At 48.0% G+C, this 26306-nt stretch carries 29 protein-coding genes and 2 pseudogenes; 19 read left to right on the top strand and 12 right to left on the bottom strand.

What is annotated here, in order from left to right; translation table 11 throughout:
* Nucleotides 1–39: 39 nt before the first annotated feature.
* The 3 genes from GBH70_RS11035 to GBH70_RS11025 all read right to left on the bottom strand — a co-directional run bounded on the left by GBH70_RS11035 (nucleotide 40) and on the right by GBH70_RS11025 (nucleotide 2370).
* A complete protein-coding gene (locus GBH70_RS11035) occupies nucleotides 40–1020 on the bottom strand; it encodes an aldo/keto reductase (protein WP_151681096.1) in 981 nt (326 codons plus the stop codon).
* A 253-nt stretch (nucleotides 1021–1273) separates the two neighbouring features.
* Entirely contained in the window at nucleotides 1274–1600 is a 327-nt protein-coding gene (locus tag GBH70_RS11030) for a carboxymuconolactone decarboxylase family protein (RefSeq protein ID WP_151681095.1), read from the bottom strand.
* A gap of 26 nt (nucleotides 1601–1626) precedes the next feature.
* Nucleotides 1627–2370, bottom strand: coding sequence for an SDR family oxidoreductase (locus tag GBH70_RS11025; RefSeq protein ID WP_151681094.1), 744 nt, complete (start codon nucleotides 2368–2370; stop codon nucleotides 1627–1629).
* A gap of 170 nt (nucleotides 2371–2540) precedes the next feature.
* On the opposite strand from GBH70_RS11025, the gene GBH70_RS11020 reads away from it, so the two are divergent.
* Complete coding sequence (locus GBH70_RS11020) at nucleotides 2541–3077, top strand: TetR/AcrR family transcriptional regulator (protein ID WP_259370050.1); 537 nt, start codon at nucleotides 2541–2543, stop codon at nucleotides 3075–3077.
* A gap of 3 nt (nucleotides 3078–3080) precedes the next feature.
* Here GBH70_RS11020 and GBH70_RS11015 read toward each other — a convergent pair whose 3' ends face one another.
* Both GBH70_RS11015 and GBH70_RS11010 read right to left on the bottom strand, forming a co-directional pair.
* Nucleotides 3081–3680, bottom strand: coding sequence for a glycerol-3-phosphate acyltransferase (locus GBH70_RS11015; RefSeq protein WP_151681117.1), 600 nt, complete (start codon nucleotides 3678–3680; stop codon nucleotides 3081–3083).
* Complete coding sequence (locus tag GBH70_RS11010) at nucleotides 3680–4777, bottom strand: glycosyltransferase family 2 protein (RefSeq protein WP_151681093.1); 1098 nt, start codon at nucleotides 4775–4777, stop codon at nucleotides 3680–3682. Before GBH70_RS11010 ends, GBH70_RS11015 begins: the two co-directional genes overlap by 1 nt.
* A gap of 433 nt (nucleotides 4778–5210) precedes the next feature.
* Here GBH70_RS11010 and GBH70_RS11005 point away from each other — a divergent pair, with 433 nt between their 5' ends.
* From GBH70_RS11005 to GBH70_RS10985, 7 genes and pseudogenes are all read left to right on the top strand, one after another.
* Nucleotides 5211–6086 carry an SDR family oxidoreductase gene (locus GBH70_RS11005; RefSeq protein ID WP_151681092.1) on the top strand — a complete coding sequence of 292 codons (876 nt, stop codon included), beginning with the start codon at nucleotides 5211–5213 and terminating at the stop codon, nucleotides 6084–6086.
* Nucleotides 6087–6260: 174 nt separating this feature from the next.
* Entirely contained in the window at nucleotides 6261–6671 is a 411-nt protein-coding gene (locus GBH70_RS11000; RefSeq protein ID WP_151681091.1) for a YfmQ family protein, read from the top strand.
* 339 nt (nucleotides 6672–7010) lie between these two features.
* Nucleotides 7011–7157 (top strand): hypothetical protein, encoded by a 147-nt coding sequence (locus GBH70_RS16785; protein WP_172967481.1) that lies wholly within the window; start codon nucleotides 7011–7013, stop codon nucleotides 7155–7157.
* Between the two features lie 146 nt (nucleotides 7158–7303).
* Nucleotides 7304–7821, top strand: a pseudogene (locus tag GBH70_RS10995) (PaaI family thioesterase).
* A gap of 66 nt (nucleotides 7822–7887) precedes the next feature.
* Nucleotides 7888–7992, top strand: coding sequence for a DUF1232 domain-containing protein (locus GBH70_RS17640; RefSeq protein ID WP_308689680.1), 105 nt, complete (start codon nucleotides 7888–7890; stop codon nucleotides 7990–7992).
* Nucleotides 7980–8198 (top strand): hypothetical protein, encoded by a 219-nt coding sequence (locus GBH70_RS17635; RefSeq protein WP_308689682.1) that lies wholly within the window; start codon nucleotides 7980–7982, stop codon nucleotides 8196–8198. Before GBH70_RS17640 ends, GBH70_RS17635 begins: the two co-directional genes overlap by 13 nt.
* A 125-nt stretch (nucleotides 8199–8323) precedes the next feature.
* Nucleotides 8324–9259 (top strand): DMT family transporter, encoded by a 936-nt coding sequence (locus GBH70_RS10985; RefSeq protein WP_151681090.1) that lies wholly within the window; start codon nucleotides 8324–8326, stop codon nucleotides 9257–9259.
* 16 nt (nucleotides 9260–9275) lie between these two features.
* On the opposite strand, the gene GBH70_RS10980 is transcribed toward GBH70_RS10985, so the two are convergent.
* The 5 genes from GBH70_RS10980 to GBH70_RS10960 all read right to left on the bottom strand — a co-directional run bounded on the left by GBH70_RS10980 (nucleotide 9276) and on the right by GBH70_RS10960 (nucleotide 13891).
* On the bottom strand, nucleotides 9276–9590 hold the full coding sequence (locus GBH70_RS10980) for a DMT family transporter (RefSeq protein ID WP_151681089.1): 315 nt from the start codon (nucleotides 9588–9590) through the stop codon (nucleotides 9276–9278).
* The gene (locus GBH70_RS10975; RefSeq protein WP_151681116.1) at nucleotides 9590–9931 is read right to left on the bottom strand and encodes a DMT family transporter; all 342 of its coding nucleotides are present in this window, start codon (nucleotides 9929–9931) and stop codon (nucleotides 9590–9592) included. Before GBH70_RS10975 ends, GBH70_RS10980 begins: the two co-directional genes overlap by 1 nt.
* Nucleotides 9932–10080: 149 nt before the next feature.
* Entirely contained in the window at nucleotides 10081–10863 is a 783-nt protein-coding gene (locus GBH70_RS10970; protein ID WP_151681088.1) for a TSUP family transporter, read from the bottom strand.
* 636 nt (nucleotides 10864–11499) lie between these two features.
* The gene (locus tag GBH70_RS10965) at nucleotides 11500–12963 is read right to left on the bottom strand and encodes an MFS transporter (protein WP_151681087.1); all 1464 of its coding nucleotides are present in this window, start codon (nucleotides 12961–12963) and stop codon (nucleotides 11500–11502) included.
* Nucleotides 12964–13000: 37 nt separating this feature from the next.
* Nucleotides 13001–13891, bottom strand: a complete 891-nt coding sequence (locus GBH70_RS10960; RefSeq protein ID WP_151681086.1) for an ATP-binding protein — start codon at nucleotides 13889–13891, stop codon at nucleotides 13001–13003.
* 650 nt (nucleotides 13892–14541) lie between these two features.
* On the opposite strand from GBH70_RS10960, the gene GBH70_RS10955 reads away from it, so the two are divergent.
* Both GBH70_RS10955 and GBH70_RS10950 read left to right on the top strand, forming a co-directional pair.
* Nucleotides 14542–15108: a DUF2238 domain-containing protein gene (locus GBH70_RS10955; RefSeq protein WP_172968305.1), complete on the top strand. Its 567-nt coding sequence runs from the start codon at nucleotides 14542–14544 to the stop codon at nucleotides 15106–15108.
* A 17-nt stretch (nucleotides 15109–15125) separates the two neighbouring features.
* Nucleotides 15126–15692 (top strand): DUF2238 domain-containing protein, encoded by a 567-nt coding sequence (locus tag GBH70_RS10950; RefSeq protein WP_151681084.1) that lies wholly within the window; start codon nucleotides 15126–15128, stop codon nucleotides 15690–15692.
* Nucleotides 15693–15791: 99 nt separating this feature from the next.
* On the opposite strand, the gene GBH70_RS10945 is transcribed toward GBH70_RS10950, so the two are convergent.
* Together GBH70_RS10945 and GBH70_RS10940 are read right to left on the bottom strand one after the other, a co-directional pair.
* Entirely contained in the window at nucleotides 15792–16820 is a 1029-nt protein-coding gene (locus tag GBH70_RS10945) for a sugar ABC transporter substrate-binding protein (RefSeq protein ID WP_151681115.1), read from the bottom strand.
* 35 nt (nucleotides 16821–16855) lie between these two features.
* Nucleotides 16856–18562, bottom strand: coding sequence for a methyl-accepting chemotaxis protein (locus GBH70_RS10940; RefSeq protein WP_151681083.1), 1707 nt, complete (start codon nucleotides 18560–18562; stop codon nucleotides 16856–16858).
* A 196-nt stretch (nucleotides 18563–18758) separates the two neighbouring features.
* Between GBH70_RS10940 and GBH70_RS10935 the strand changes: the two genes are divergently transcribed.
* The 9 genes and pseudogenes from GBH70_RS10935 to GBH70_RS10895 all read left to right on the top strand — a co-directional run bounded on the left by GBH70_RS10935 (nucleotide 18759) and on the right by GBH70_RS10895 (nucleotide 26051).
* Nucleotides 18759–19478, top strand: a complete 720-nt coding sequence (locus tag GBH70_RS10935) for a YebC/PmpR family DNA-binding transcriptional regulator (protein WP_151681082.1) — start codon at nucleotides 18759–18761, stop codon at nucleotides 19476–19478.
* 362 nt (nucleotides 19479–19840) lie between these two features.
* Nucleotides 19841–20050 carry an STAS domain-containing protein gene (locus GBH70_RS17245; RefSeq protein WP_253693776.1) on the top strand — a complete coding sequence of 70 codons (210 nt, stop codon included), beginning with the start codon at nucleotides 19841–19843 and terminating at the stop codon, nucleotides 20048–20050.
* A 228-nt stretch (nucleotides 20051–20278) separates the two neighbouring features.
* Nucleotides 20279–20853, top strand: a pseudogene (locus GBH70_RS10925) (non-oxidative hydroxyarylic acid decarboxylases subunit B); the annotation flags it as partial.
* Nucleotides 20854–21204 (top strand): prenylated flavin chaperone LpdD, encoded by a 351-nt coding sequence (gene lpdD / locus GBH70_RS10920; protein ID WP_151681080.1) that lies wholly within the window; start codon nucleotides 20854–20856, stop codon nucleotides 21202–21204. It abuts the pseudogene before it with no gap.
* Between the two features lie 114 nt (nucleotides 21205–21318).
* Entirely contained in the window at nucleotides 21319–22563 is a 1245-nt protein-coding gene (locus GBH70_RS10915) for an acyl-CoA dehydrogenase (protein ID WP_151681079.1), read from the top strand.
* Nucleotides 22541–23314, top strand: a complete 774-nt coding sequence (locus GBH70_RS10910; RefSeq protein WP_151681078.1) for an SDR family oxidoreductase — start codon at nucleotides 22541–22543, stop codon at nucleotides 23312–23314. The genes GBH70_RS10915 and GBH70_RS10910 overlap by 23 nt, the downstream gene beginning before the upstream one ends.
* A 71-nt stretch (nucleotides 23315–23385) precedes the next feature.
* Nucleotides 23386–24999 carry a long-chain-fatty-acid--CoA ligase gene (locus GBH70_RS10905; protein ID WP_253693773.1) on the top strand — a complete coding sequence of 538 codons (1614 nt, stop codon included), beginning with the start codon at nucleotides 23386–23388 and terminating at the stop codon, nucleotides 24997–24999.
* A 72-nt stretch (nucleotides 25000–25071) separates the two neighbouring features.
* On the top strand, nucleotides 25072–25635 hold the full coding sequence (locus GBH70_RS10900; RefSeq protein WP_151681076.1) for a TetR/AcrR family transcriptional regulator: 564 nt from the start codon (nucleotides 25072–25074) through the stop codon (nucleotides 25633–25635).
* Between the two features lie 11 nt (nucleotides 25636–25646).
* Entirely contained in the window at nucleotides 25647–26051 is a 405-nt protein-coding gene (locus GBH70_RS10895; RefSeq protein ID WP_151681075.1) for an acyl-CoA thioesterase, read from the top strand.
* The last annotated feature ends 255 nt before the right edge of the window (nucleotides 26052–26306 follow it).

Genomic DNA, 26306 nt, shown 5'->3' with positions numbered 1-26306 from the left:
TACAAACGATCATTCTCATCAGCTGCCTCTGGACTAAGATTAACGAAACCCTACGATTTGATGCGGTACATACGGCTCTTCGAGAAATGCCATTTCTTCAGGCGTTAACTTAACCGAGAGCGCCCCTACGGCATCCTCGAGATGAGAGATTTTCGTCGCACCAATTATAGGGGCGGTTACCGGTTCTTTTTGCAACAGCCAGGCAAGGGAGATATGAATGCGGGGAACGCCGCGTTTTTCAGCGAGTGAGGCAACCCGTTCCACGACCAGCCGATCTGCATCAGAGGTCTTATCGTATTTCATTTTCTGGACTTCGTCTGTTTCGGAACGAAGTGTTGTTTCCGACCAATCACGCGTCAATCTTCCGGATGCGAGCGGGCTGTACGGTGTCACCGCTATTTTTTCTTCTTTGCAAAGCGGCATCATTTCCCGCTCTTCTTCGCGATAAATAAGGTTGTAATGATTTTGCATGGACACAAACCGGGTCCAGCCGTTTTTCTCTGCCACGTGCAATGCCTTTTGGAACTGCCATGCCGCCATGGAAGAAGCGCCAATATACCTTGTCTTTCCCGCCTTCACCACATCATGCAAAGCTTCCATCGTTTCTTCAATCGGGGTATTGTAATCCCAGCGGTGGATGATATAAAGGTCTACATAATCGGTTCCGAGCTGCTTCAGGCTTTTATCGATTTCGCTCATGATCGCCTTACGGGAGAGCCCTGCGCCATTGGGACCTTCATGCATTCGTTGATGTACCTTTGTTGCAATGACAATTTCATCACGATTGGCATAATCCTTCAGTGCCCTCCCAAGGATTTCCTCGCTTGTCCCCATTGAATACACATTCGCCGTATCAAAAAAATTGATGCCAAGCTCAAGGGCTTTTTTTATAATCGGGCGGCTGTGTTCTTCATCGAGCACCCATTTATGAATCCACCGTTCAGCTACACCGAAGCTCATACAGCCGAGGCAAAGCCGGGATACGTCCAGGCCTGTATTTCCAAGTTTCACATATTCCATTTGATGATTCCTCGCTTTTCAATAATGTAAAACTATTCAGTAAATGACGGGCAAACAGAGAGGCAAATGGGATTCGTTTTTTCATCATATTGTCTCTTCATTTATCGCTGTAATTCATTGCCCGGAAAGGATCGGGGAGCTGTTTCGTTTAGAAAAACATCGTATAAAATCATTCGCTTTTATTCATAAAAAGCATACCTTCTTTTTCAAGGTATGCTGAACAGGAAGTTAACCAGTTGTATCGGCGCTTTACTCAGTCTTCCGCGTAAATTTCCTTCGCCAGATTGAAGGCGGACCAGGCTTTCGGCCAGCCGGTATAAAAGGCTAAATGGGTAATGGCTTCTGCTATTTCTGCTTTGGTGACGCCATTTTCCTTTGCTTTGTTTAAGTGAACTTTTAATTGTTCAAAGTTACCGCCCGAGATCAGGCAGGCGACTGTGATTAAACTGCGGTCGCGGGCGGAGAGTTCGGCTTCACGCGACCAGACTTGGCCGAACAGCACATCATCATTCAACTCTGCAAATTTAGGGGCAAAATCCCCAAGCAATTCGCGTCCGGCCGTTTGCTTTTGAAATGCCATTTTAAACATCCTTTCCTTTTTAGTGATCAAAGAACTTGCTTCGTCGGGCGGATTAATATTTCACTGATGGCGACATTTTCCGGTGTACCGATGGCATAGGCGACGGCATCCGCAACTTGTTCTGAAGTAAGTCCGAACCCGGGCGTACGTTGGTTATTTTTTACCCGTTCACGATTTTTAGGGTCATTAATCGTTGTATAAAGTTCGGTATCGACTGCGCCTGGTGAAATAATCGTTGACCGGATGTTATTTTCCCTTTCTTCCTGGCGCAGCCCTTCCATGATCGCGCGGACGGCAAACTTAGTGCCGCAGTAAACAGCGGATCCCGGATAAACGAGGTGCCCGGCTACGGAATCGGTCGCAATAATATGGCCGGATTGCTGTTTTTTCATGATCGGCAGTACAGCGGCGATACCGTTCAGCACACCCATGATGTTGATGTCCAGCATTTGCCGCCATTCATTGCGGCGGAGCTCGCTTAAATTGGCAGTCGGCATAATCCCCGCATTATTAAACATGACATCAATGCGGCCGAACTTGTCCATCGCCAGTTTAGCGAGGGCTTCCATATCTTCCGGTTTGGTTACGTCGGCTGCTTGATAATAGATTTCCGCATCCTGCAAAGACTCAGCCAATTGTTTTAACCGCTCCACACGGCGTGCACCGATTACAAGTTTGGAGCCTTCTGTTGCCAGACGGCGAGCAGTGGCTTCACCGATACCGCTTGAGGCGCCGGCAATGATGACAACTTTATCTTTTAATGATGCCATTTGCAATTTCCTCCTTACAAAAAATCAATATTGATTGATTAATCAACATCTGTTTATAATTATAAAAGGAACAGGAAAACTTTCAATGGTTAAAATGATAGAATTTGTTGATTATTGCACAAATAAATCGAAATTGTTGATAAACTCTAGGAAAGTTAGGTGGCGAAATCGTGGATAGAAGAGTCCTGAAATCCCAGGCAGCGATTAAAAATGCTTTAATTGAACTGATGGCTGAAAAAAATTTTGATGACATTACCATTCAGGATATTGCCGACAGAGCGGATGTAAACCGGGGAACCATTTATCTTCATTACGTGGATAAATTTGATCTGCTCGACAAGCTCATTGAAGAACATATTGACATGCTACGGAAGCTGTGCGAGGACACAGCCGATATGAGTTTCACCGATGGGGAATGGGTCTGGTTTGATTACTTTGAAAAAAATTATTTATTCTTCTCAACGATGCTGGAGAGTAAAGGCGCCCCTTATTTCCGTACCAGGTTTCTTCAATTAATTGTCGAAGAGTTAAAGGGGGAAGTGGATGCGGCAGAAGAAAAAAATCAGGGGTTAAGCAAAGATGTCGTCATCCATTTCTTTGGTGCGGCCATTGTAGGGATCGTGGAATGGTGGGTGTCAAACGGCATGCCTTATCCGCCCCGGGAAGTGGCAGAACAAGTGGGAAAATTGCTGGACCGGAATTTTTAAGGATCAAGGGCGTTTGAGCTTTTCGGCGAGGGCATGTTTGTTTTTCCAAAAAAGCAGGGAAAAGTTGCCAAGCCAAATCCAATGGATAAAGCCGGGGTAGTGTTTCCAAAACAAATAAACTGCCAAAAGCAGGAACCCGACGGTCGTTTGGATGCCATCTTCATTGCTTGTGGTTTTTTTACCCTTTTTCATGATTTTCGTGATAACGTACAGGGACGCAAGGATCAGGGCATAGGTAAGCGATGCGCGGAACTTCGTCAAGGCGCTCCAAACGCCGAAGCTGACGGCAAGGCTTTTTCCGCCGTTCCCTTTTAAAAAAGGGGAAAAGGCATGGCCGAAAACAGGGGCAAGGGCAACGGGAACCAGCCCATATCCCGATACGGCGCCGGATTGGATGATAAGGAATACCGGCAAATAGCCTTTTCCAAAATCAAGCGCAATCCCGAGCAGCCCATATCCAGCCCCGGCTTCCTTCCAAAGATTCGCGGCACCGGGATTCCCGTCTCCCGTTGCCCGTATATTGATCTCCAACAAAAAGCCGATCCAGTAAGAAAACATCAGAGAACCGGAAAGAAAACAGATCACGGTTAATAAAAGCGTCATCATTTGTGCCCCCTTCCGACATGGATGTACCTGCCTTTCCAGACCACTTTTTTGCGAAAAACAGCCTGGTAAAGGGAGTATCCGACAACAATAAGGGAAAAAATAGTGGATAGAAAATGGCAAACGGGGTGGAGAATGCCGAAGTTCCCCGCATGCCGGTTGAAAAAATAGATTTGGGCTGCATACAAGAGATAGCCTGCGCATAAAGGGAAAAAGCCGGGCGTGCCGATCAAAAAGAAACAGAGCTCGGATAAAAGCAGGCCAAGAATCCATAAAATAATGGCGGCGAGCGTAAAAGAATGGATGGCGGACGTGCTCAATACCGCGCCTTTTGCGAAACCTTCCAGTTCGCTTTTGATCCCGTCCGGGTACATGCGGAAGGAGACAAGCCCGCTGCCAATAAGATTTGTGACCCGGATCCCGGCATTTTGGAACCGGGCACCTAAATTGAGATCATCCAGCATTTCGGCGTGGATGCTTTGGTGTCCGCCGATTTTTTCGTAATCTTTTCTTGTGGCTACAATACAGGCGCCATAAAGACCTTTTTGCCGGTTTTTCCTTTCAAACGGCGAGGTGAACGCGAATATTCCCAATAAGTTCAGGATCATCGCAAATTTTTCGTGAAATTTTTCAGTGTGATGGTACGGAACGACGGAGATGACGCCGCCCTGTCTTTTTTGTTCCGCGATGAGGGATGCAATGGCGTTTTCAGCAAGGCGGATATCCGCATCCAAAAATACCAAAAAATCTCCACTTGACCTCAAATAGCCGTTCCACACGGCCCAAGTTTTCCCCGTCCAGCTTTCCGGAAGATCAGGCGCGAAAAAAACGGCAGCGCCGCATCTCTCGGCTATTTCTTTTGTCTGGTCTTCGGAATGGTCATCCACGACAATGATTTCATCCGGTTTTACTGTTTGCCTCCATAAGGATTCCAATAATGCTGGCAAATGCTTTTCCTCATTTCTCGCCGGGATGATGACCGAAATCGTTTCATGGCTGTATCTCTTGCCGCTTTTTTGCGGAACGGAATTTTTTCGGAAAAGCACCATTCCGGACAGCAAGCCGAAAAGAATGAGGAATGAAAAGATGGCAGGCATTTTCACCACTTCCTGATCAAGGAAATCTTGTTAATTTTATTTTACAGCAATTATATGTGGGTGAGGGTTGGATTTTTCTTTTTCGGCAGCTGACTTTAGGATTGCGAGAGCAAGTATTTTCCAACTTTAAAAATTACCGACAAACGGAGTATGCATAGATTGATCTCCATCCCCGGCATCTCTGAATCATAGCGTTAAAATAGTTTAGGTGATGAAATGCTTCATTTATACTGTTTGATGAAATTGGACAGGACTTTTATTTCAAAGCTGTTGACACATAGTGGCATCTCCTGATACTTTGTTAGGCCGCTCATATTTTTGAGCTGTTTTTTTGAGGGGATCAAAGCGGCAGGCTCCGGATTGATAGTTTGACAAACCACACATGTTGTAATTAAAATGGTTACAAGATGATAAAGGAGGAGTCAGATCAGATATGAAAATACTCGTCACGGGCGCAACAGGGAAACTTGGGTCAAAAGTGGTGGAAATACTCTTAAAAACCGTGCCGGCAGATCAGCTCGCGGTGAGCGTCCGCAATCCGGAGAAGGCAAAAGGGCTGAAGGAAAAGGGGGTCGATGTGCGTCACGGAGATTTCGATTACCCGGAAACATTGGACACAGCTTTTAAAGGGATCGACCGGATGCTCATGATTTCTGCGGACGGGGATAACGAAACAAGAATCCGGCAGCACACGAACGCGGTGGCAGCAGCTGAACGGGCAGGGGTCGGATTCATTGCATATACAAGCCTTGTGAATGCGGCGAAAAGCAAAATGTTTCTTGCCCCGGTGCACAAAGTGACGGAAGAAGCGATTTTAAAAACGGGCATCCCGTATTCTTTCCTGCGCAACAACTGGTATTTGGAAAACGAAATCGGCAGTGTCCAAGGCGTCTTGGCAGGCGCGCCATTGGTAACATCAGCCGGAAAAGGCAAAGTCGGCTGGGCCCCGCAGCGCGATTATGCGGAAGCAGCGGCAGCGGTCTTGTCGGGCAGCGGGCACGAAAACACGGTTTACGAGCTGTCAGGAAAACTGTTGACATACGGTGAACTGGCCGCTGTGCTTGGCGGGATTATAGGAAAAGAAGTACAGGTGCAGCATGTGGATGACGCCGCATATGCCGAAGCCATGAAAGCAGCGGGCGTTCCGAATGCGGTTGTCCCGATGCTGGTTGACATCCAGAAAGGCATCCGTGAAGGCGCGCTCGAAGTTGAGAGCAACGACTTTGAAAAATTGCTCGGCCGCCCGGTTACACCGGTCCGCGATGCGCTGGCGGAGATTGTGGAAAGGATATCCGGCGTGGAGAAATAACTGGTTTTGAATTCCGAATAAGCATCTTGCTGTCTCCTTATCGAATAGGGAGGCAGTTTTTTTATTCAACAAAATGTAACATGATCGTCACAAATATCAGAGTTTCCACTATTGAAACAGTTTTTAACTGGTTTTACAATAAGGATGTAAAAATATACAACGGAGATGGGAAAAATGGCAACGTGGGCATGGGTGCTCGGCATATTTGCGATTGCGATTGTCAAACTATTGGTGTCTTGTCCTCCAACTTTTGTTGCAGACTGGTTTGTCGGAAAATTTGAGGTGCATCCGAAGCTTGATGAAGAAAATGTGACAGTCAACATCGACGGAAAATATTTGGAAGGCGACGAAAAACGTAAAGTCATCAACGAGTTCAACAAGGCGATTTTTTTGGAAAAATATTATGTCCTTCCGGAAAAAAGCGGGACGCCGTTGATTATTGATGCGAAGATCGGGAAAAAGGACGCCCGGTTTATGGTGTATCGCCACAAGGATCATATCGATGTATTCAAGCAAGACAACAAGAAAACCGTGGCATACAGCCTGTATTCCGAGAGTTTCCAAAAAAATCCTGTTACCATATAACTGCATATTTTTGAAAACCCATTAAGAATTCTTGATGGTTTTTTTAATGCGCCGTGCATGGCGATTCGCTAGACAGTCCGTTATGGGGGTAGATAGCCACCAACCATTAGCCAAGAAAAGGAGAGGCGTTTTGTTTCTTAGAAGGCTCCTAATGATCATAAGCCAAGAAAAGCAGTCACGTTTTTTCTAAACAGCGCATCAACTGGTAATGATTACAATACTCTTTGGTTTGCAGGGTCGCATATAGAAAAACATATGATTAATTTTATTCATTAAGAATAAAATTAGAATTTTCCGGTGATTTTTAGATAGAGTGCCTATACGCAAACAAGAGATTCGTTGATCCGACTGAGGCACCGCGACTGCCGTTTTCAGCTTGATCAAAGGAAAACCATTCAAAAGCAGTTGGATGTGGCGTTTATTGCAGAAGTGACCGGCTTAAGTGAGGAAGAAGTGCTACAACTAAAAAGGACGTTTATAGATTAAGGTGTGTTCCCGCTGAGAAGCTTTTCCGGCGGGTTTTTTTACGGGCTGCAATGCTTCGAATATTCTTATAAGGATGGTACAATTACCCGAAAGCATATTATAATTTTATGTATAAACAAAACAATGAAAAAACGGAGGGGGAGAGGATGGCGGAAAAAATCACAAAGGCGGTACAGGATTTTTATCCGGATTCGTTTGCCTCGTGTTACGGTTGCGGGCGGTTGAACGAAAAGGGCCACCATTTCCGCACGGGCTGGCTGGGGATAAAACCATTACCATTTACACACTGCAGCCTGAACATACAGGGGGGATTCCCGATTTTGCTTACGGCGGGCTGCTGGCATCGCTGATCGACTGCCACAGCGCCGGCTCTGCTTCGTTGTATTTGCAAAGGAAGAACGGAAATGAATTGGGGGACGGCACGGAGCCGCCAAGATTTGTCACAAGCACTTTAAAAGTCGATTATAAAAAGCCGGCTCCGCTTGGCGTGCCGCTCAAAGCCATTGGCACCGTCACAGAAATCCATCCGAAAAAATATCAAGTCAACACAGAAGTAGTCGCGAACGACAAACTGGTTGTAACTGGGGAAGTGACGGTTGTCCTGTTGCCGAAAATTTCAGGCAGGAACAGCGGAGCGGATGAAATGTTTGGGCACAGGCCTTGAAAAAACAAATTTTCATTCTTTCCTTCGCATACAAGGATGAAAGGGTCATGTGGTATGCCATAGCTTTTGCTGGATGCCTGCCGCCCGGTTGAACTGATCCTGGATTTCATTCCGATTCTCGGCTGGCAGGATGATGTAATCATGGTGCCTGCGGAAATATGGCTGTTTTGAAAATGACTCCGGAAGAAGTGATTCGCGTCTGCACAAAAAAGTCGGAAGCACGGATGGATAGCGGAAAGCCGAAGAACTGGCTTGCCGGGGCGGTGATCCTTATGATTTTGGGGTTGCCGCCCGTCTGGTCAGCCGGGGAAATTTTTGATAGGATTCGTTTCATTTTATCGTTGATGATTGCTAATTTCGAGACTTCTGCGAGATAAGCGCCCCTGTGCTGAGGTACCGGGCGGGGAGGCTCGCGTCTTGCGGAAAGCAGGAGGATTCCGCAATCACAAGATTGTATACTAATATAGCTTTCTGATAAAAATTAGAAAAAGATGGGAGAGTAATGGAAAAAGTAATACAGAATACCGCATCGGAGAACACTTCTTTTAGGGCGAGGGGGATTGCGCTTGTTTTAACGGGAGCAGTGCTGTGGGGCGTTTCCGGAACTATTGCGCAGTATTTGTTCCAACACTTGCATGTTCATATGCAATGGTTAACTGTCTTGAGGTTGCTTGTATCCGGGGTGCTCTTGCTCGGGGTTTGCTACAGAAAAGAAAAATCCCGCATCTGGGCGGTTTGGGCGGATCCATCCGCAAGAAGGAGCCTTGTCTGTTTTGCTATATTTGGTATGCTCGGTGTCCAATACACGTATTTTTCGGCCATCAAATATGGCAACGCGGCTACGGCAACGGTCCTGCAAAGCCTTGAGCCTGTCGTCGTGACGTGCTACTTGGCTGCCCGCTTCAGAAAAATGCCGGACCGGAAACAGCTGCTGGCAGTGGCGCTGGCTTTTGCCGGAACGTCTTTGCTTGTGACGCACGGCAGTTTTACGACCCTTTCCATTTCGGGCAGGGCGCTTTTCTGGGGAGTGCTGACCGCATTTGCCGCTACTTTTTACACCCTCCAGCCGCACAAACTTCTCATGCAGTGGGGGTCGGTTGTAACCGTCGGGTGGGGCATGCTGGTCGGGGGAATCGTCTTAAGTTTTATCCACCCGCCGTGGCAGGCAGCGGGGGAATTTTCCCTGGCCGCTTTTTTGGCGATTGCCTTTGTCATTGCTTTCGGGACGCTGACCGCATTTTTTTGCTATTTGGAGAGCCTGAAATATTTAAGCGCCGCGGAAACGAGCGTGCTTGCGACAGCCGAGCCTCTGACCGCCGCTTTTCTTTCTGTCGTATGGCTGCATGTTTCAATAGGGTTTTTTGAGTGTATCGGGTCACTCATGATTATCAGCACGATTTTTATTTTGTCTTTTAAAGAAAAACGCAAGGCTTCATGAACAAGGGGCGGCGGTGTCACGAAACCAGCTTCAAACCGACCGCCGCGCCTAAAATCATCGTAATGAAGACGATTCTTCTCCAGTCTTTGGATTCGCCGTAAAAAATCATGCCCAAAATTGTTCCGCCCGCGGCGCCGATTCCGGTCCAAACGGCGTAGGCCGTTCCCATCGGCAAAGTTTTCATGGTGAGGGACATAAATAGGAAACTCCCACCGAAAGCAAGGACCATGAGCAACACAGACTGCCAATTGCGGCGGCGGTTCAGCATATTCATCGCGGCAACACCAAGCATTTCACATATCCCTGCAACAAGTAAAGAAAACCAAGCCACTATGAATCCGCCCCTTCCTCGCTGTTCTCGTTTTCCACAAGCCTTAAACCGATAATGCCTGCCAGTAAAATCAAAATCAGCACGATTTTTACAGGGCTGAACGGTTCACCGAAAAAGACTATGCCGGCAAAAACCGTTCCCGCAGTGCCGAGACCGACAAAAGCGGCGTAAACCGTTCCGACCGGGAGTTTTTTCCCTGCGGCAATCAGTGCGTAAAAACTGGCCGCAATCGAAATCAGTGTGCCGATCCATTCCCAAATATTGTCTGCATGTTTTAAACCGATGACCCAAAATACTTCAAAAAACGCACCGATGAAGACAGTGAGCCAAGCTGTATTGATTTCAAATCACCTCCGCTTAAAAAAGCCCGGGGAGATTGCGCGGTAGCAGCATCTCCCGGGCTTTTCCCGTGGCACAAGTAAGTTAAGTTTGCGGGCTCGGGATGCAGGACGAAGCCCGGTTCACAAAAGTGCCGGAAGTTTTGCCTCTATTAGCCGAAAATAAAGGAATGTACATAATCATACGTATTTTTCGCCAGCAGCAGGAACGTTACGGCAATGAACAGAATCCGGACGTAGTTGCTCCCCCGTTTGATCGCAAACTTTGATCCAACAACGGAACCGGCGATTTGTGCAAGCCCCATCGGTATCCCATAAGCATAATGGATCTGGCCTAAACATATGAACATGATCAATGCCGCAATATTGCTTCCAAAGTTCAAAAACTTGGCGTTTCCGGCCGCTTTTAAAAAATCAAATCCGATCAACAGAAAAGCAAACATTAAAAACGAACCGGTGCCCGGGCCGAGGAATCCGTCGTAAAACCCGATGAAGAAAATCAATACCGTAAACAGAATATAGCGGCGGACCGATAATTTTTTATACGTCAGGATCTTTCCCCAGTCTTTTTTGATGATGGTATAAATGCCGACTGCCGCTAGCATCACGAGCATGAGCGGTTTCAGCACTTCCGGGTCGATCAGATGGACCGTATAAGCACCCAGCATCGAGCCGAAAAAGGTGAGCGGGAACAGCTTATAAATCGAGGATAAATCGAGTTTTCCGGAACGGTAAAAAACGAATGTGCTCGTAAAAGACCCCATAGTGCCCGCCAATTTATTGGTCGCAACTGCCGCGGAAGGCGAAAGCCCGGTAAACATCAGGGCAGGCAGCGAAATGAGGCCGCCCCCTCCGACAACCGAATCAATAAACGCTGCACAAAAACCAAACGCGATTAAAATAAATAACAAAGATGGATCCAGCCCAAAAAACATACATCAGCCCTTCTTTTATTGTCACTGATGTTATCGTAGCGAAAAATGTTAAGATTGTAAATAGCCGCTCAGCTTTGGGCCCTGAATTGCCGGTTCATTTGACATTTGCCAGACAAGCAGCAGGGCAAGCGCGGCATATAACATTTTTTCATATGGGGTCCCAATTTTACGCTGTATATTACCTGTTGATGATCGCGAAGTTTACGAGACTCCTGCGGGATAAGCGAGTAATAAGAGATCCAGTGTGCTTGAGGGACGAGCGAGGAGGCTCGCGGCGTGTGGGAAGTGAGTGAATTTCGCGATCATTAACATTCTCAGATAACTTTAAAAAAGGGGGTGTCCCCTGGTCAATCTATCGACTTTTGGGACAGCTCCGTTAGAGAAAAGTTTTCCCGAAAGAAATGGTTCAGAGAAGCTTTGTCAGGATCGTTAGAGGAAAATATTCCCGAAAAAATAGTTCAGAGAAGCCTCGTCAAGACTGTTAGAGGAAAATTTTCTCGAGGAAACGGTTCAGAGAAGCTATGTCACGACCGTTAGAGAAAAATTTCCCGAAGAAATGGATCTGAGAAGCTTACTCAAGATCATCTGATAAAAATTTCCGCTTAAAAAGGGGCTTTGAGGTCAGCCCCTTTCACATTAAACAGTCTGCCGGGTTTGCCCTTTTCTTTTTCTTGCCTGGAAAAGCCGCCAGCCTGTCAGGACGGCGCCGAGGAGGCAGATGCCCGCTGACCCGATAAAGACAACATGCATGCCGTCTATGAAAATATCGGGGCGGTTCAGGATGAGTGCGGTAACGCGGCGGCCGGCTTCGTGGCTCATCACGCCGAACAGCGTGCTTGTGGCGATTGAAATCCCGACGACCATCCCGACATTCCGGACGAGCGCATTGATGCTGCCGGCAATGCCGAGCTGCGTCCGTTTGACCGTCGACATGACGAGCGAATTATTCGGGGATTGGAACAGCCCGCTGCTGATGCCGAGCATGGCCGTAAGCATACATACAAGTGCGACGGCGCTCCCCTGATGGAGGCTGGCAAGGCCGATCTGCGCTGCGACCATTAACAGCAGCCCGATAAACGTCAGCAGCTCGGAACCGATTTTATCGCTCAATGCCCCGCTCAATGGCGCAACGACCACCATCGTGATCGGGAACAGCATGAGCACAAGCCCGGACTCGGACGGCGTCAAATGCAAAATATCCTGCGTATAAAACGGCGAGACGATGTTAAAGCAGAAGTTGCTGGCAAATACAAGAAAGCCGCAAAAAATGCTGAGCGAAAACAACGGGTTTTTGAAAAGTTCAAGCTGCATCATCGGATCTTTTTTGCGGGATTCCACGAATAAGAAAATGGAGAATAAGATCACACCGCCGATTAACGCAGCAATGATGCGTGGATCCCTAAACCCTGTCTGCTGGCTTAACAGCAGGCCGGCAAAAATGAAAACGATGCTTGCCGCAAACAAAAGGCTTCCCGGAATATCGAGTTTGGCCCGCGTTTTGATGAGGTCGCGCGGCAGAAAAAGCCAGCCGAGGATAATGGCAATCAAACCGATCGGTACATTGACCCAGAAAATATACGGCCATCCCAAGCCCGACACGATAAACCCGCCGATGCTCGGCCCCGCGATGCTTCCGAGGGAAACAAATGTTCCAATCAGACCGAGCGCCCGTCCGCGTTCGGTGGCGGGAAAAATTTCCGTAATAATGCCCTGGTTGGTGGACATCGTCATCGAAGCTCCCACGGCCTGGACAACCCGGGAAGCGACGAGGGAAAAAAGCGATTGGCTGAGGCCGCAAAGCAGCGAGCCGGCAATAAAGATAACGCAGCCGAGCTTAAACAGCTTAATTTTGCCGAACATATCGCCAAGTTTCCCGAAAAATAGAATCAGTGCGCAGATCGTCAGCATATAGCCGGTTACGACCCATTCCGATTCCGCAATCGCCAGGTGCAAATTTTTGGATATGGAAGGCAGGGCAATATTGACGATGCTGCCGTCCAGCGTGGACATAAAAGTAAATAAGTTTAGAACGATTAAAATGACCCACCGTTTGCTTTGGACAGCCGGGTCATCCTGATAGGTTTTGACAGAGGAAGGCAAAAGAACACCTCATTTCTTCATGAAAATGTGCAATGCTTTATTCTAAACAGTGAAAAGGATTTTGTAAACTTGGATGCTTATCATTTTTCCAGATCCGGATATATCCCCGGCAGTCCTGGTGAAAGTCCGGCTTAAAAAGAATCCCCGGTCGCGGCTGCAGTAAGATTTTTTTCGTTGTTTCTGAAAGGGCAGGGAAAATAAGTGTAATGGTCGTTTCTTTTCTTTTTTCGCTGTCCACCTGAACGCTTCCGTTCATCGTTTCCACAAGGCGGAAAACGACCATCATGCCATGTCCGGTTCCTTTCGATTCTTTCGTCGAGAAATAAGGTTCCCCCAGCCTGCTTTTTTGCGCTTCATCCATGCCGACACCTTCATCTGCGATGATAATCGAGACTTTGGAACTGTCCTGCTTTGTATAAATGGAAAGGACTCCCCCGTTTGGCATCGCTTCAATGCCGTTTTTCATAATATTGATGAGGATCTGCTGAAGGAACCCCGTATTGCCGACCATCTTACAGGAATGTAAGTGCGGGCGAATGTCAACAGCATTCATGTTCGCGAGCGGTTCCAGAATACGTATTGCCTTTTCAATCTCTTCTTCCAAATTCAACACTTCAAGTTTTTCCGGTGTCGGTTTTGCAAATGTCAAGTAATACCGGATAATCCCTTCTGCCTGATCCAGCTCGCTTACGGCAATCGATATGTATTTTTTCTTGTCTTCCGGTATATCTTTGGATTCCATCAATAATTGTAAAAAGCCGCGTGTTGCGGTCAGCGGGTTTCTGATTTCATGCGATATGCTTGCCGCCAAATGGCTGACCACTTCCATTTTTTCCATCCGGATCAACCGGCGAAGGACAAGGTGCTGCTTCCGGATGTGTTCAACCATATAGCCGACGATAAACATGCCGTCTGACTGGATCGCCACATATGCGAAGAAAAAGGCAGTGTAATCGGCAAATGGAAGAATAGGTTCACACCAATTATACTCCAGACTGTTATCCCAATCATGAGTGATGTCGACAGTAAAATTTTCTTTGGTATTGACAGCTGCATAAACTGTTTCTTCAGTAACATGATCACGATATAGAACAAAACGATGTTAGAAATCGCAAACCATGAGTGCTCAAACCCTTTAAATAACCGCAGCCCGATCATAAGCACGATCATCCAGTATCTTGTAAATCTATTCGCATATAAGCAATCGATTACAAACGGAATATATCGCAAGTCGAAAATGATGCCGCCATGAATGGTCACCGGCATCAGCATGCAAAGGGAGATTGAAACGGTTAAAGAGTAACAAATCAAAATGTTAACCGCGTTTTTATTCGGTTTAGGCTGGCTTGTCCAATACTGAACAAAAAGGAGAGAAACGAAGATGACGAGAAGATTTAATTAAAAAATATGATGTACTTTCCACAACCACGCCTCACTTGAATATGCACTGCCATCATTATAGCAATGATTCAGCGGAACCTTTATAAAAAGATGATATTTGTTTTTTTTACCAGCCATGAATGGATTTAGAAAAGCGGGGCATCTTAATCATGGATCATTAGGATATGGGGTGGGAGATTGAAACGCATTGTCATTATACTGTTCAGTGTTGTATTTATCATTGGAATGGCCGGACTGATGATTTATTTCATTATCAAGCATGATTCCCTGCGCTGGGTGATTGCACTTGGCGGCATTGCGTTAAGTGCGCTGCCGCTCGGATTGTTATTTTTGAAAAATAACCGAATCAATACGCCGACGGTCATTGGCTGGTACATATTTGTTTTCTGCTCGATCGGCCTCGGTTCGATCGGGGGTTTTTACGACCGTTTTAAGTGGTGGGATACGTCAGTCCATTTTTATAAAGGCGTATTTGTGGCCTGTGTCGGCATTACGCTCTATAAAATGTTTATCCCGGAAACAGCCAGGCGAAATGTATCCCGGTGGATTCCCATGCTTTTTGTGCTGTCTCTTGCCGTCATTGCCAGCGTGCTTTGGGAAGTGTATGAATTTTTGGGGGATGTGATCGCCTCCCATACGATGCAGCGCGGAGGAAATACAGATACCATGTATGATCTTTTGGCAGGCCTTTTTGGCGGAATCGCAATTGCGGTTTATACTGGCATCAGGAAGCAAAACGTTTAAGAAGGAAAGTGGAAAACATGAACCGGAAAATCGTGCTCGGAATCAGTTTGGCTTATGTGGTGTGGATGGGTATATTAGCCGCCACACAATATGTTTCAGGGGAATCATGGAAGGCGGCGGTGGCAATCAGCGGCGTTCTTTGCGGCGCAGTTCCCCTCGTCCTTGACCTGTTTACAAAGTTTCGGTTCCATTTGCCCATCACCATTTCCTATTTTCTTTTTTTAATTGGTTCCCAGTATCTCGGCTCGATCCAGGGATGGTACGGCCTTGGCTGGTGGGACACATTGATGCACTTTGTGAGTGGATGCATTCTTGGGTTTACCGCAGTGGCTTTATATGAACGATTGGTGCTGCGAAATGCGGGCAGGGAAATCTCCGCGTGGTTTGTATTTTTATGTGTGCTCGGGTTTGCTTCTTTGGGCGGTGTGTTATGGGAAATGTATGAATTTACCGCAGACCGGCTTTTCGGATCTACCTTGCAGGGGAGCGGAAATAAAGATACGATGACCGATCTGATAGCGGATATGCTCGGCGGATTGGCTATTGCCTTGTGGTCAGGTATCCGGACCAAGATGAAGTACTAAGTTTTGTTGGAATTGGACCGAAACATGGCGAAATGGTGCCGCAACCACTCCCTCCAAACAAAAACCCCGGCTTTGAAAATCAAAGCGGGGGTCCCGTTTTCATTGGTAAACTTCCTGTTTGGTATAAAATTTGTCTTGGATCACTGTATCTTTAATATTGCGCTTTGTGACCGCAATCGGTTCGAGTAAAATCGTAGGGACATTGATTTTTCCGTTGTTTATGGTAGTGTCAGTGGTTACCTTTTTCCCTTCTGCCACATGGACGGCCAGTTTTGCCGCCTCCGTTGCAATTTTAGAAATCGGTTTGTACACGGTCATTGTTTGCGTTCCTTTTAAAATGCGGTGGATGGCCGGCAGTTCCGCATCCTGGCCCGATACCGGCACTTTCCTGGCCAAGCCAGCTGTATCAAGTGCTTCAATCACCCCGCCGGCCGTCCCGTCGTTTGCGGCAATGACCGCATCAATCTTGTTTCCGCGTTTTTTCAAAAGCGCCTGCATATTTTTTTTCGCCGTTTCCGGATCCCATTCGTTTGTATACTGATCGTACACCAGTTTCACTTTTCCTTTATCGATCAGGGGCTTGAGCACGTTCATGGCCCCCTGCCGGAACAGAATGGCATTATGGTCGGATTCCGCGCCGCCGACATAAGCAAAATTCCCTTCAGGCTGGTGCTTCAAAATTTCCTTCGCCTGCAGTTCCCCGACTTTTTCATTGTCAAACGAAATATAATAATCGACATTGGCATTTGCAATCAGGCGGTCGTATGATATAACTTTTACGCCGGATTTGTGCGCCATCGTGACAATTTTGGCTGCGATCTCCGCATTATGGGGCACGACGACCAAAATATCCACACCTTCTTCGATCAGCAATTTGGCCTGGTCGATCTGCACATCATCCAGCCCGTTCGCAGCCAGCGTTTTCACTTCCCCTCCGAGATCTTTCACTTGTTTTTCGAATAATTTTTTATCCCTGTACCAGCGTGCATCTTTTAACGTATCAATTAAAAAACCGACATAGACTTGATCCTCATTTTTGATCAATTTGACTTTCCGGCCGTTGCTCGTGTTGTCTGCCGTATTGGAGCAAGCCGGGATAATCAAGGCCGACACGATAAGAAGCACCATCAATTTCCAATATTTTTTCACCCGGTAGGCCCCCTTTAAAGCGTAAATTTCCTGACGAGGCTGTTCATCTGTTCCACCATTGATGCAAGCGTCTTGGCGCTTTCTGCGATCGATTCGATGGAATGGCGCTGTTCCAATACGGAAGCTGAAATTTCCTCAGCACCCGCGGCGGATTCCTCGGTCACGGCGGCAATATGTTCAACCGATTCGCCCATTTTTTGGCTGGACGCTAAAATATGGGAAAAAGCGGCGGAGACTCCCTGGATTCTTTCGGCCATGTCTTCCACCTTGGCTTTAATGATTTCAAACTGTTTTCCGGTCGTTTCAATTTGCACGGAACCTTTTTGGACTTCTTGAAAGCCTTCGGATAAATCCGATGCAATTTTTCCGGCCGCATCTTGAATGGAAAACACGATGGAAGTAATTTCGCCGACAGACTGCGCCACCCCGTCCGCAAGTTTTCGAACTTCTTCCGCCACAACGGCAAAACCGCTCCCTGCTTCACCGGCACGGGCGGCTTCGATGGATGCGTTAAGCGAAAGCAAATTCGTCTGAGCGGCAATGCCTTTAATGACATCGACGATTTTCGCAATCGCATGGGCCTGTTCCTCCAAATGTTTTACATTGGCAACCGATTGCCGGAACGTATCCGTAATCGTATGCATTTGCTGCAAAGACATCTGCATGAGCGCATTTCCGGATGAGGACGCTTCGAGCACTTCATTGGAAAATCCAACGAGTTTTTCATTATGGCTTTGCGCCTCCGCCAATTCTTCATTGAAAGTCTGCGCACTTTGGGAAATGAAAGAAGCGTTTTCAGCCTGGGTGCCTGCCCCGGACGCCATTTCTTCAATCGTTACGGCAATCTGGCCGCTCCCTTCATGCAAGGATTCGGTCGAGGAAAACAGATTTGTGCTGTGCCGGTCGATTTCATCGGAGACTGTCCGAATTTCGGCAATCATGTTCCGGAGATTTTCCCCCATTTCATTCATAGAAGCGGCGAGTTGCCCGATTTCGTCCCGGCCGTCGTACGTGATTTCGGCTGAATCAAGTTTCCCACTTGCGACTTCTTTGCTGCGGTTTACAATGTTTTTCAAATGATGGCTGATCCGCCAGCTGATAAGAATCAGGCAGATGAGGGAAAAGAACAAGGAGCCTGCTGAAGACAAGATGAGCAGCAACTTGACATGTTGCAACTTGTTCTGTGACTTCTGCAATGAGGCTGTACTGGATTCATCTGCAGATGTTTTCAATGTTTCCCCAAGTTTTGCCATTTTCAGTTTCAATTGATTTGTCGATGTGTACAAGGTTTGGAATTTGCTTGTATTCATCTGCTGGACGTTCGGAACGACATTGCTGAAAAAGTATTGGTCAAGCCGGTTGTTCGCGTCTATCATTTGGTTAAAAGTATCCAATTCCCGGCCTGACAAATACGGCTTGATCTGTTTTGCCGTTTGGACAAAGGACTTGCTGTACGTTAAATATTCCGTCAGCATCTTATCATGGGAAAGGATGATGTACTCCGGGATCATCGTATATTTTTCATTAAAAAGCTTAACAAGCGTGCCCGCCTGTATCGCCATTTTGTTTCTTTCTTTGGCACCTTCCATTAAGCGGCTTGTATTTGCCAAAGAGATAGACGTGATCACAACAGCTGTGAGAAAGGCCGCTGCCATCATCAGCATAGCTGCAAAATATTTGCCGCCGATCGTTATGTTTCTCCATCTTAGTTGTTTGAACAAAAAATCCCACCTCCTTGATGCGGATTCTAATTATCCCATCCACCTTTCATATCGGCAGAAAGCAGAGAGAGTTTACATTTGTTTTTTGTTAACATCCTACAATAAAGGCTCGAAAAACACAGGCCGGTTGGTGTATAATTCAAAAATGGATGAGTACGGTATGAAACTGAATTTTATTTGAAAGTGAGTGATCCCAATGGGACGCAAATGGAATAATATAAAGGATAAAAAAGCGGCGAAGGATGCAAACACAAGCCGTATTTATGCAAAATTCGGGCGCGAAATTTATGTTGCGGCAAAGCAGGGGGAACCGGATCCGGTGTCGAACAGCGCTTTGAAAATGGTCCTCGAACGGGCGAAAACATACAGCGTGCCGAAATCGATCATTGACCGCGCGATTGAAAAAGCAAAAGGCGGGTCGGATGAAAATTATGACGAACTGCGCTATGAAGGGTTCGGCCCGAACGGTTCGATGGTGATTGTCGATACGTTGACGAATAACGTGAACCGCACCGCTTCCGAAGTGCGCGCCGCGTTCGGGAAAAACGGCGGCAATATGGGCGTCAGCGGCTCGGTTGCCTATGCGTTTGACAAAACGGCGGTGATCGGCGTTGAAGGGAAAACGGCGGATGAAGTGCTCGAACTTTTATTGGAAGCGGATATTGATGTGCGCGATGTGTTTGAGGAAGATGGCGCCGTCATTGTTTACGCCGAACCGGACCAGTTCCACGCTGTCCAGGAAGCTTTCCAAAATGCCGGTATCTCGGAATTTACGGTTGCCGAGCTGACAATGCTGCCGCAAAACTATGTGACGCTTTCTGAAGCAGACCAGGCGAAATTTGAAAAGTTGATCGATGCGCTGGAAGATTTGGAAGACGTCCAACAAGTGTACCATAATGTGGATTTAGGGGAATAAAATTTGGCGGCCGGGCACGTGCCGGGCCGCCAAAAGAAAAGCGGTAAGATATCTGTTGTGGTATCTTGCCGCTTTTAATTTGTTAAAGGTTAAAAATTGCTTTTTCAGAACCTCACAAGTGCCCTCCGCGTTTTTGCATGTTCGATAAAATCGTCTAAAGCGTGCCGCTATAATGAAATGACCAATTCTGATCCAAATAGAGTGGGTTTTCTGTGAGCGAACATCCGAATATCAATGTAGGCGGACTTCAATCGGGCAATATGATGACGAACGCGCGGATGAACTGATTGAAAAAACGCTGAACAATTTGCCGCAGTATAAAGCGAAATACTTGGTGCTTGATTTGACGGCGCTTGATGTAGATGAAGATCGGCACAGCCTCCGCTTTAATGGGCACGAAAACCATCCTGGTCGGCATTTCCCCTTCCATGAGCCTGGCCATTTCGTCTTCCGGGCTGGATTTCAGCCGGTTTGACTGCTTCCAGACCCTCCAGCACAGCATCCATTACGCGCATCGGAACGGGCTTTTCGATAAACATCGGCGCCCGTTTTTTTGGGGCTGCGGGGCTTAATGTCATTCGAGTAAAAACACCGCCTGATGAACGCTCTCCGTACAGGGAGAACCTATTTGTGAAAAAAGATTGACTGTATAGCGGTTATATACTTTATCATTTGGCTGGGTTGATGGCCGCGGGGGCTTTGTAAATCCGCGGCCATCCACACAGTCTATCATTTCAAAACGATGGATCCGGCTCCGGCCGGCAACCGATCCATTTTTTGTGCAAAAGGCGGGGGAGCATATGAAAATCATTGTGGGCATGACGGGTGCGACGGGAGCGATTTTCGGCATCCGCCTGCTTAAATTGCTGAAAGAGGCAGGTGTGGAAACGCATCTGGTAATGTCAAAATGGGCGAGGGTCAATATCGAAACGGAAACCCCGTACCATATTAAAGAAGTTGAAAAGCTGGCTGATGTTGTCTATTCTTTTAAAGATCTGGGGGCGGCGATTTCCAGCGGCTCATTCCAGGTCGATGGCATGATCGTGGCGCCATGCAGCATGAAAACGCTGGCCTCGATCCGGATCGGGTATACCGATAACCTTGTTACGCGCGCGGCCGATGTGATGTTAAAAGAACGGAAAAGACTGCTGCTTTTAACGCGGGAAGCGCCGCTCAACGATATCCACCTGGAAAACATGCTTGCCCTCTCCAGGATGGGGGCGGTCATTTTTCCGCCGATGCCCGCGTTTTACAACAAGCCGGAAACGATTGATGACATTGTGAACCATATTGTGTACCGCGTTATGGATCAGTTCGGGATCCATGCGCCGGAAGAAAAAAGATGGTACGGGTTGAAAAGCAGGAGGGTGGAACGATGATCCATCTCGAGAAAACGAAGGGGCGCGTCCATCTCGTTTTGGACGCCTGTTTTATGGGCGAAGACATTGTCGTCATGATCTCCGGCGGCGACCGCCCGCACCTCGGCACGATTTCCGCCGGGGCAAGGCTTGAGCCGATGCAGACAGTCCAACTGCAAAACCATAAGGAATTTTATATCACCGAAGAGGTGGCCGTCCGCCTCCGCAAGCATTTCAGGGGCAATTTCGCCGTTCTGTCCGGCACCCATCTTGACAACGCAAGCAAGGAAGAAATCAACTGGATGACAGAAATGGCCATTGAACTGGGAGATGCATTGATTGAACAATTGAAGGGAAAAACTTCTTAAAAGCGGAAAGGCCGGGCAGCCTCCGCTTCACTTTTTCTTGAAATTTTCATACGATTTCGTTTATACTTAAAATAACATACTAACCGGTTAGTTAGCGAAAGGGGGATGGGCAGTGTGAATTTTGATTATTCGCCGAAAGTGAAAGAACTGATTTCAAAGCTTGAGCGTTTTATGGAAGAGAATGTGTACCCGAATGAAAAGGTTTTTGAAGAGCAGCTGAATGTGCAGGAAACAAGATGGGCCGTGCCGCCGGTGATGGAAGAACTGAAAGCAAAGGCGAAGAAAGAAGGATTGTGGAATTTATTTTTGCCGGACAGCGAGTACGGGGCGGGACTTACGAATCTGGAGTATGCGCCGCTGTGCGAAATCATGGGGAGGTCTTTCATCGGGCCGGAAATATTTAACTGCAACGCCCCGGATACCGGGAATATGGAAGTGCTTGTCCGTTATGGGAGCGAAGAACAGAAGGAGAAATGGCTGAAGCCGCTTTTAAACGGGGAGATCCGTTCCTGTTTTTCGATGACGGAGCCGGATGTGGCTTCTTCGGATGCGACCAATATTTCGTGCAGCATTGTGCGCGATGGCGATGAATATATCATTAATGGGCGGAAATGGTGGTCATCGGGGGCCGGCGATCCACGCTGCAAAATCGCGATCGTGATGGGGAAAACCGGCCCAGATGCGCCGCGCCATGAGCAGCAGTCTATGATTCTCGTGCCGCTTGATACGCCGGGGGTGAAGATTGAGAGAATGCTGCCGGTTTTTGGATATGACGATGCACCGCACGGCCATGCCGAAATTACATATGAAAATGTGCGCGTGCCGGCGGAGAACATCATTTGGGGCGAAGGAAAAGGATTTGCGATTGCGCAGGGAAGGCTCGGCCCGGGCAGGATCCACCACTGCATGCGGCTGATCGGGGCAGCAGAGCGCGCGCTTGAAGAATTATGCAAGCGCATACAAAATCGTGCGCCGTTTGGAAAGCCGCTCGCAAAACAAGGCGTCATCCAGCAGTGGGTGGCTGAGTCCCGCATCGAAATTGAACAGGCGCGGCTGTTGACGCTTAAAGCGGCGTATATGATGGATACGGTCGGCAACAAGGAAGCGAAAAAAGAAATTGCGATGATCAAAGCGGTCGCACCGCGGATGGCACTGGCTGTCATTGACCGCGCAATCCAGGCGTTCGGCGCAGCCGGCGTTTCGTCCGATTTCCCGCTTGCAAGACATTGGGCAAACGCCCGTACATTGCGGCTGGCGGACGGGCCGGATGAAGTGCACCTTGCGCAGATTGCAAAGCTGGAGCTGAAAAAATACCAAGAAGGGGGAAGTGCGGCCCATGAACGTGTTCGAATTGTTTAGTTTAAAAGGAAAAACTGCGATCGTGACAGGCGGCGGCAGGGGGCTTGGCGAACAGATCGCGACAGCTTTTGCGGAAGCGGGGGCGGATGTTGTGCTCTGTTCGCGTAAAAAAGCGGTATGTGAAGAAGCGGCAGGCCGGATTGAAGCACTTGGCGCCAAAACGCTCGCGCTTGAGTGCGATGTCACGAACCGCGCCCAGGTCGACCGGGTTGTGGAGGAGACGGTCAAGAAGTTCGGAAAAATCGACATCCTCGTCAATAACAGTGGGGCGACATGGGGGGCACCTGCGGAAGAAATGCCGGCAGAAGCCTGGGAAAAAGTGATGAATGTCAATGTGACCGGTACTTTCCATATGAGCCAGGCGGCTGGGAAAGTGATGATCAAACAGGGGCACGGCAAAATCATTAACATTTCCTCTGTCGCCGGGCTTGGCGGGGTCGATCCGCGCATTATGGATACGATTGGCTACAACACGAGCAAAGGCGCGATCATTACGTTTACAAAAGATTTGGCCGCAAAATGGGGAAGGTACGGCATCAACGTCAACGCGATCGCCCCAGGATTTTTCCCGACCAAAATGGCCCGGGTCATCATCGAGCGCGGGAAAGACCCGATTTTGGAGGCCACGCCGCTGAAACGGTTCGGCTATGACCACGATTTGAAAGGCGCCGCCGTATTCCTTGCTTCCGCCGCTTCGGATTATGTCACGGGGGATGTGCTCCTCGTCGACGGCGGTATGCATGTGCTGTAGAAAACACGTTTATGCTAAATCCCCGCATATTTTGCGGGATTCAAATAAAACAAAAACAGGGAGGATTTGGAGTGGAAAACAAAGTGTGGCACGCTGTTTATCAGGATGAGATCCCGAAAGAAATTGAAGTGCCGGATTATCCGTTGCACCAAATACTTGCATACACAGCCCAAAAGTTCCCGGACCAAAATGCCATTTCTTTTTACGGCAGAAAAATGACATACACCGACCTTTATAAGGCATCGCTTGCTTTTGCTTCCGCCCTCCAGCAAAAAGGGGTTAAAAAAGGCGAACGGGTGGCAATCATGCTGCCGAACTGCCCGCAATATGTAGTGGCCTATTACGGGACGCTCACCGCAGGCGCCATAATCACCCAGGTCAACCCGATGTACGTCGAACCTGAAATCAAGCATATTTTAAACGACTCGGGTGCGGAAACGATGGTTGTGCTGGATGATGTGTATCCGAAAGTAAAAGCCGTCCGGGCGGAGACAGCGCTGAAAAATGTGGTTGTGGCCAGCTTAAAGCCGGCTCCCGTACCATTGGAAGAAGGCGAATTATTTGATGCATTTTTGCAATCGGGCGGGGATTTTACGCCTCCCAGGTTTGACCCGGAACATGATGTGGCCGTGCTACAGTACACCGGCGGCACAACCGGCCGGTCAAAGGGGGCGATGCTGACCCACAGGAACCTCCTTGCCAATTTGATCCAGACTTCTGAATATTTTAAACCGGTCATTGAGCCCGGGAAAGAACGCGTACTGACCGTCATTCCGCTTTTTCATGTGTTCGGGATGACTTGCGCGATGAATTATGCGGTTTATACCGGTGCAGAATCGATCATGCTGCCGAGATTCGAGCTGGAGGAAGTGCTCAAGACGATCAAAGAAACGCAGCCGACATACTTTCCGGGCGTTCCAACGATGTATATCGCGATCACAAACCACCCGAAAGCAATGGAATACGGCATCCATTCCATTAAAACGTGCAATAGCGGAAGCGCGCCGATGCCGATGGGGCTTTTGCGGGAGTTTGAAGAAAAAACGGGCGCCGTCATTGTCGAAGGATACGGGCTCTCAGAAGCATCACCGGTTACGCACTGCAATCCCGTTTTCGGAAGGCGGAAACCGGGCAGCATCGGGGTCGGGCTGCCGTCGACCGATTATAAAATTGTCGATGTGGCAACAGGCATGGAAGAATTGAAGCCGGGCGAAACCGGTGAGCTGATCGTAAAAGGCCCGCAGGTGATGAAAGGCTATTGGAACATGCCGGAAGAAACGGCGGAAGCGCTCCGGGACGGCTGGCTGTACACCGGCGATATCGCGAAAATGGATGAAGAGGGGTACGTTTATATCGTCGACCGCAAAAAAGACATGATCATTGCGAGCGGATACAATGTTTATCCGCGCGATGTCGAAGAAGTGCTGTATGCCCATCCCGCCGTCAAGGAAGCGGTGGTAATCGGCGTGCCGGACCCGTACCGCGGCGAAACGGTCAAGGCGTATGTTGTGTTAAAAGAAGGGCACGAGCTCTCGGAAGAAGCGTTGAAAGAATTTTGCAGCGCCCATCTCGCCCCTTACAAACGCCCGAAAATCATCGAATTCCGGAATGCGCTGCCGAAAACGAATGTCGGGAAAATTTTACGCCGCAAGCTGCGTGAAGAAGAGAAAAAGGTGATGGAATAAGGACGGGAACGTGGAGCCTGGCGTATGGTATAATTTTCTAAATAATAATAATAACGATTGAGAGGATCGGGTATGAAAACGAAAATTACGGAACACAGCATACGCTTATTTGAACAAAAAGGCTTCACGGAAACGTCGATCCAGGACATCGTCGACAGCATCGGCGCGACGAAGGGTACGTTTTACTATTATTTTTCCAGCAAAGAACAGCTCCTGATGGACATCCATTTGGACTATATTACAAAACTTTTGGAAAAACAGGCGGCGATCATGGCTGAGGATAAACCGTGCAAGGAGAAGCTGCATGCACTTGTGTTGATGCTGCTTGAGAGCATCAAAACGGAAAAAGCAAAGGCGATTATCTTTTTCCGGGAGATGAAAAATTTAAGTGGTGAGAAGCTGGAGCTGATTTTGCAAAAACGCGAAGCCTTCCGCCTCGGTTTTGAGCGGCTGCTCCGGGAAGGCATAGAAAACGGGGAGTTTACGGCACATTTGGATGCCAATTTGGCTTCGCTTGCGATTCTCGGCATGGTTAACTGGAGCTATCAATGGTTCAATCCCGGGGGGCGCAAATCGGAAGCGGAAGTGGCGGAAATTTTTACGGACATTGTGCTGCATGGTATTGAAAAAGCATAGGGGGAATGGATTTGCACGAAACCCAATTGAGGCCTCGGTTTTGCGAGACGGATGCGCTCGGGCATATCAACAACGCCAGCTATTTTGTTTATTTTGAAGATGCCCGGCTTCAGTTTTTTGAAAGTATCGGCGCGAGCGTGGAAATCAAGGATTTTAATATCATTTTGGCTTCGGCGAAATGTGATTTCATCAGCCAGGCGTTTTACAACCAGGTGCTTGCGGTTCGTACGGGTGTTTCAAAGATCGGCAATTCGAGCTGCGAGCTGGCCCATGAAATCCTGGACGCGGAAACAGGGCGGCTCATTGCAAGAGGAAAGGCGGTCATCGTCTTTTTCGATTTCGATGCGCAAAAATCGCGCCCGATTCCGGAAGATATAAGGGGAATATTGGAGAAGCATTTGGAAAAGACAGTGTAAATAAGTATATGCTCTGCTTGTGGGAGATCTATTTTAACATTTGAGGCTGCCCAAAAGTGCCATTTAACCAGAAAATTTTTCTCTATTGTCCTTATAGATACTTTAAGAAACGTTAGAAGAGCAAAGTATGTAATGACCGGTCTTTATAGGGCTTCTAAGGACTGTTAGGCAAGGGAATTCTGTCACGAATGAACTTAATAGGGCTTCTAAGGACCGTTTGGCAAGGAAATTCTGTCACGAATGGTCTTAATAGAG

The organism is Weizmannia acidilactici (genome assembly GCF_008974225.1).
Classification (GTDB): domain Bacteria; phylum Bacillota; class Bacilli; order Bacillales; family Bacillaceae_C; genus Weizmannia; species Weizmannia acidilactici.
This window is presented reverse-complemented; position numbering and strand designations above follow the sequence as displayed.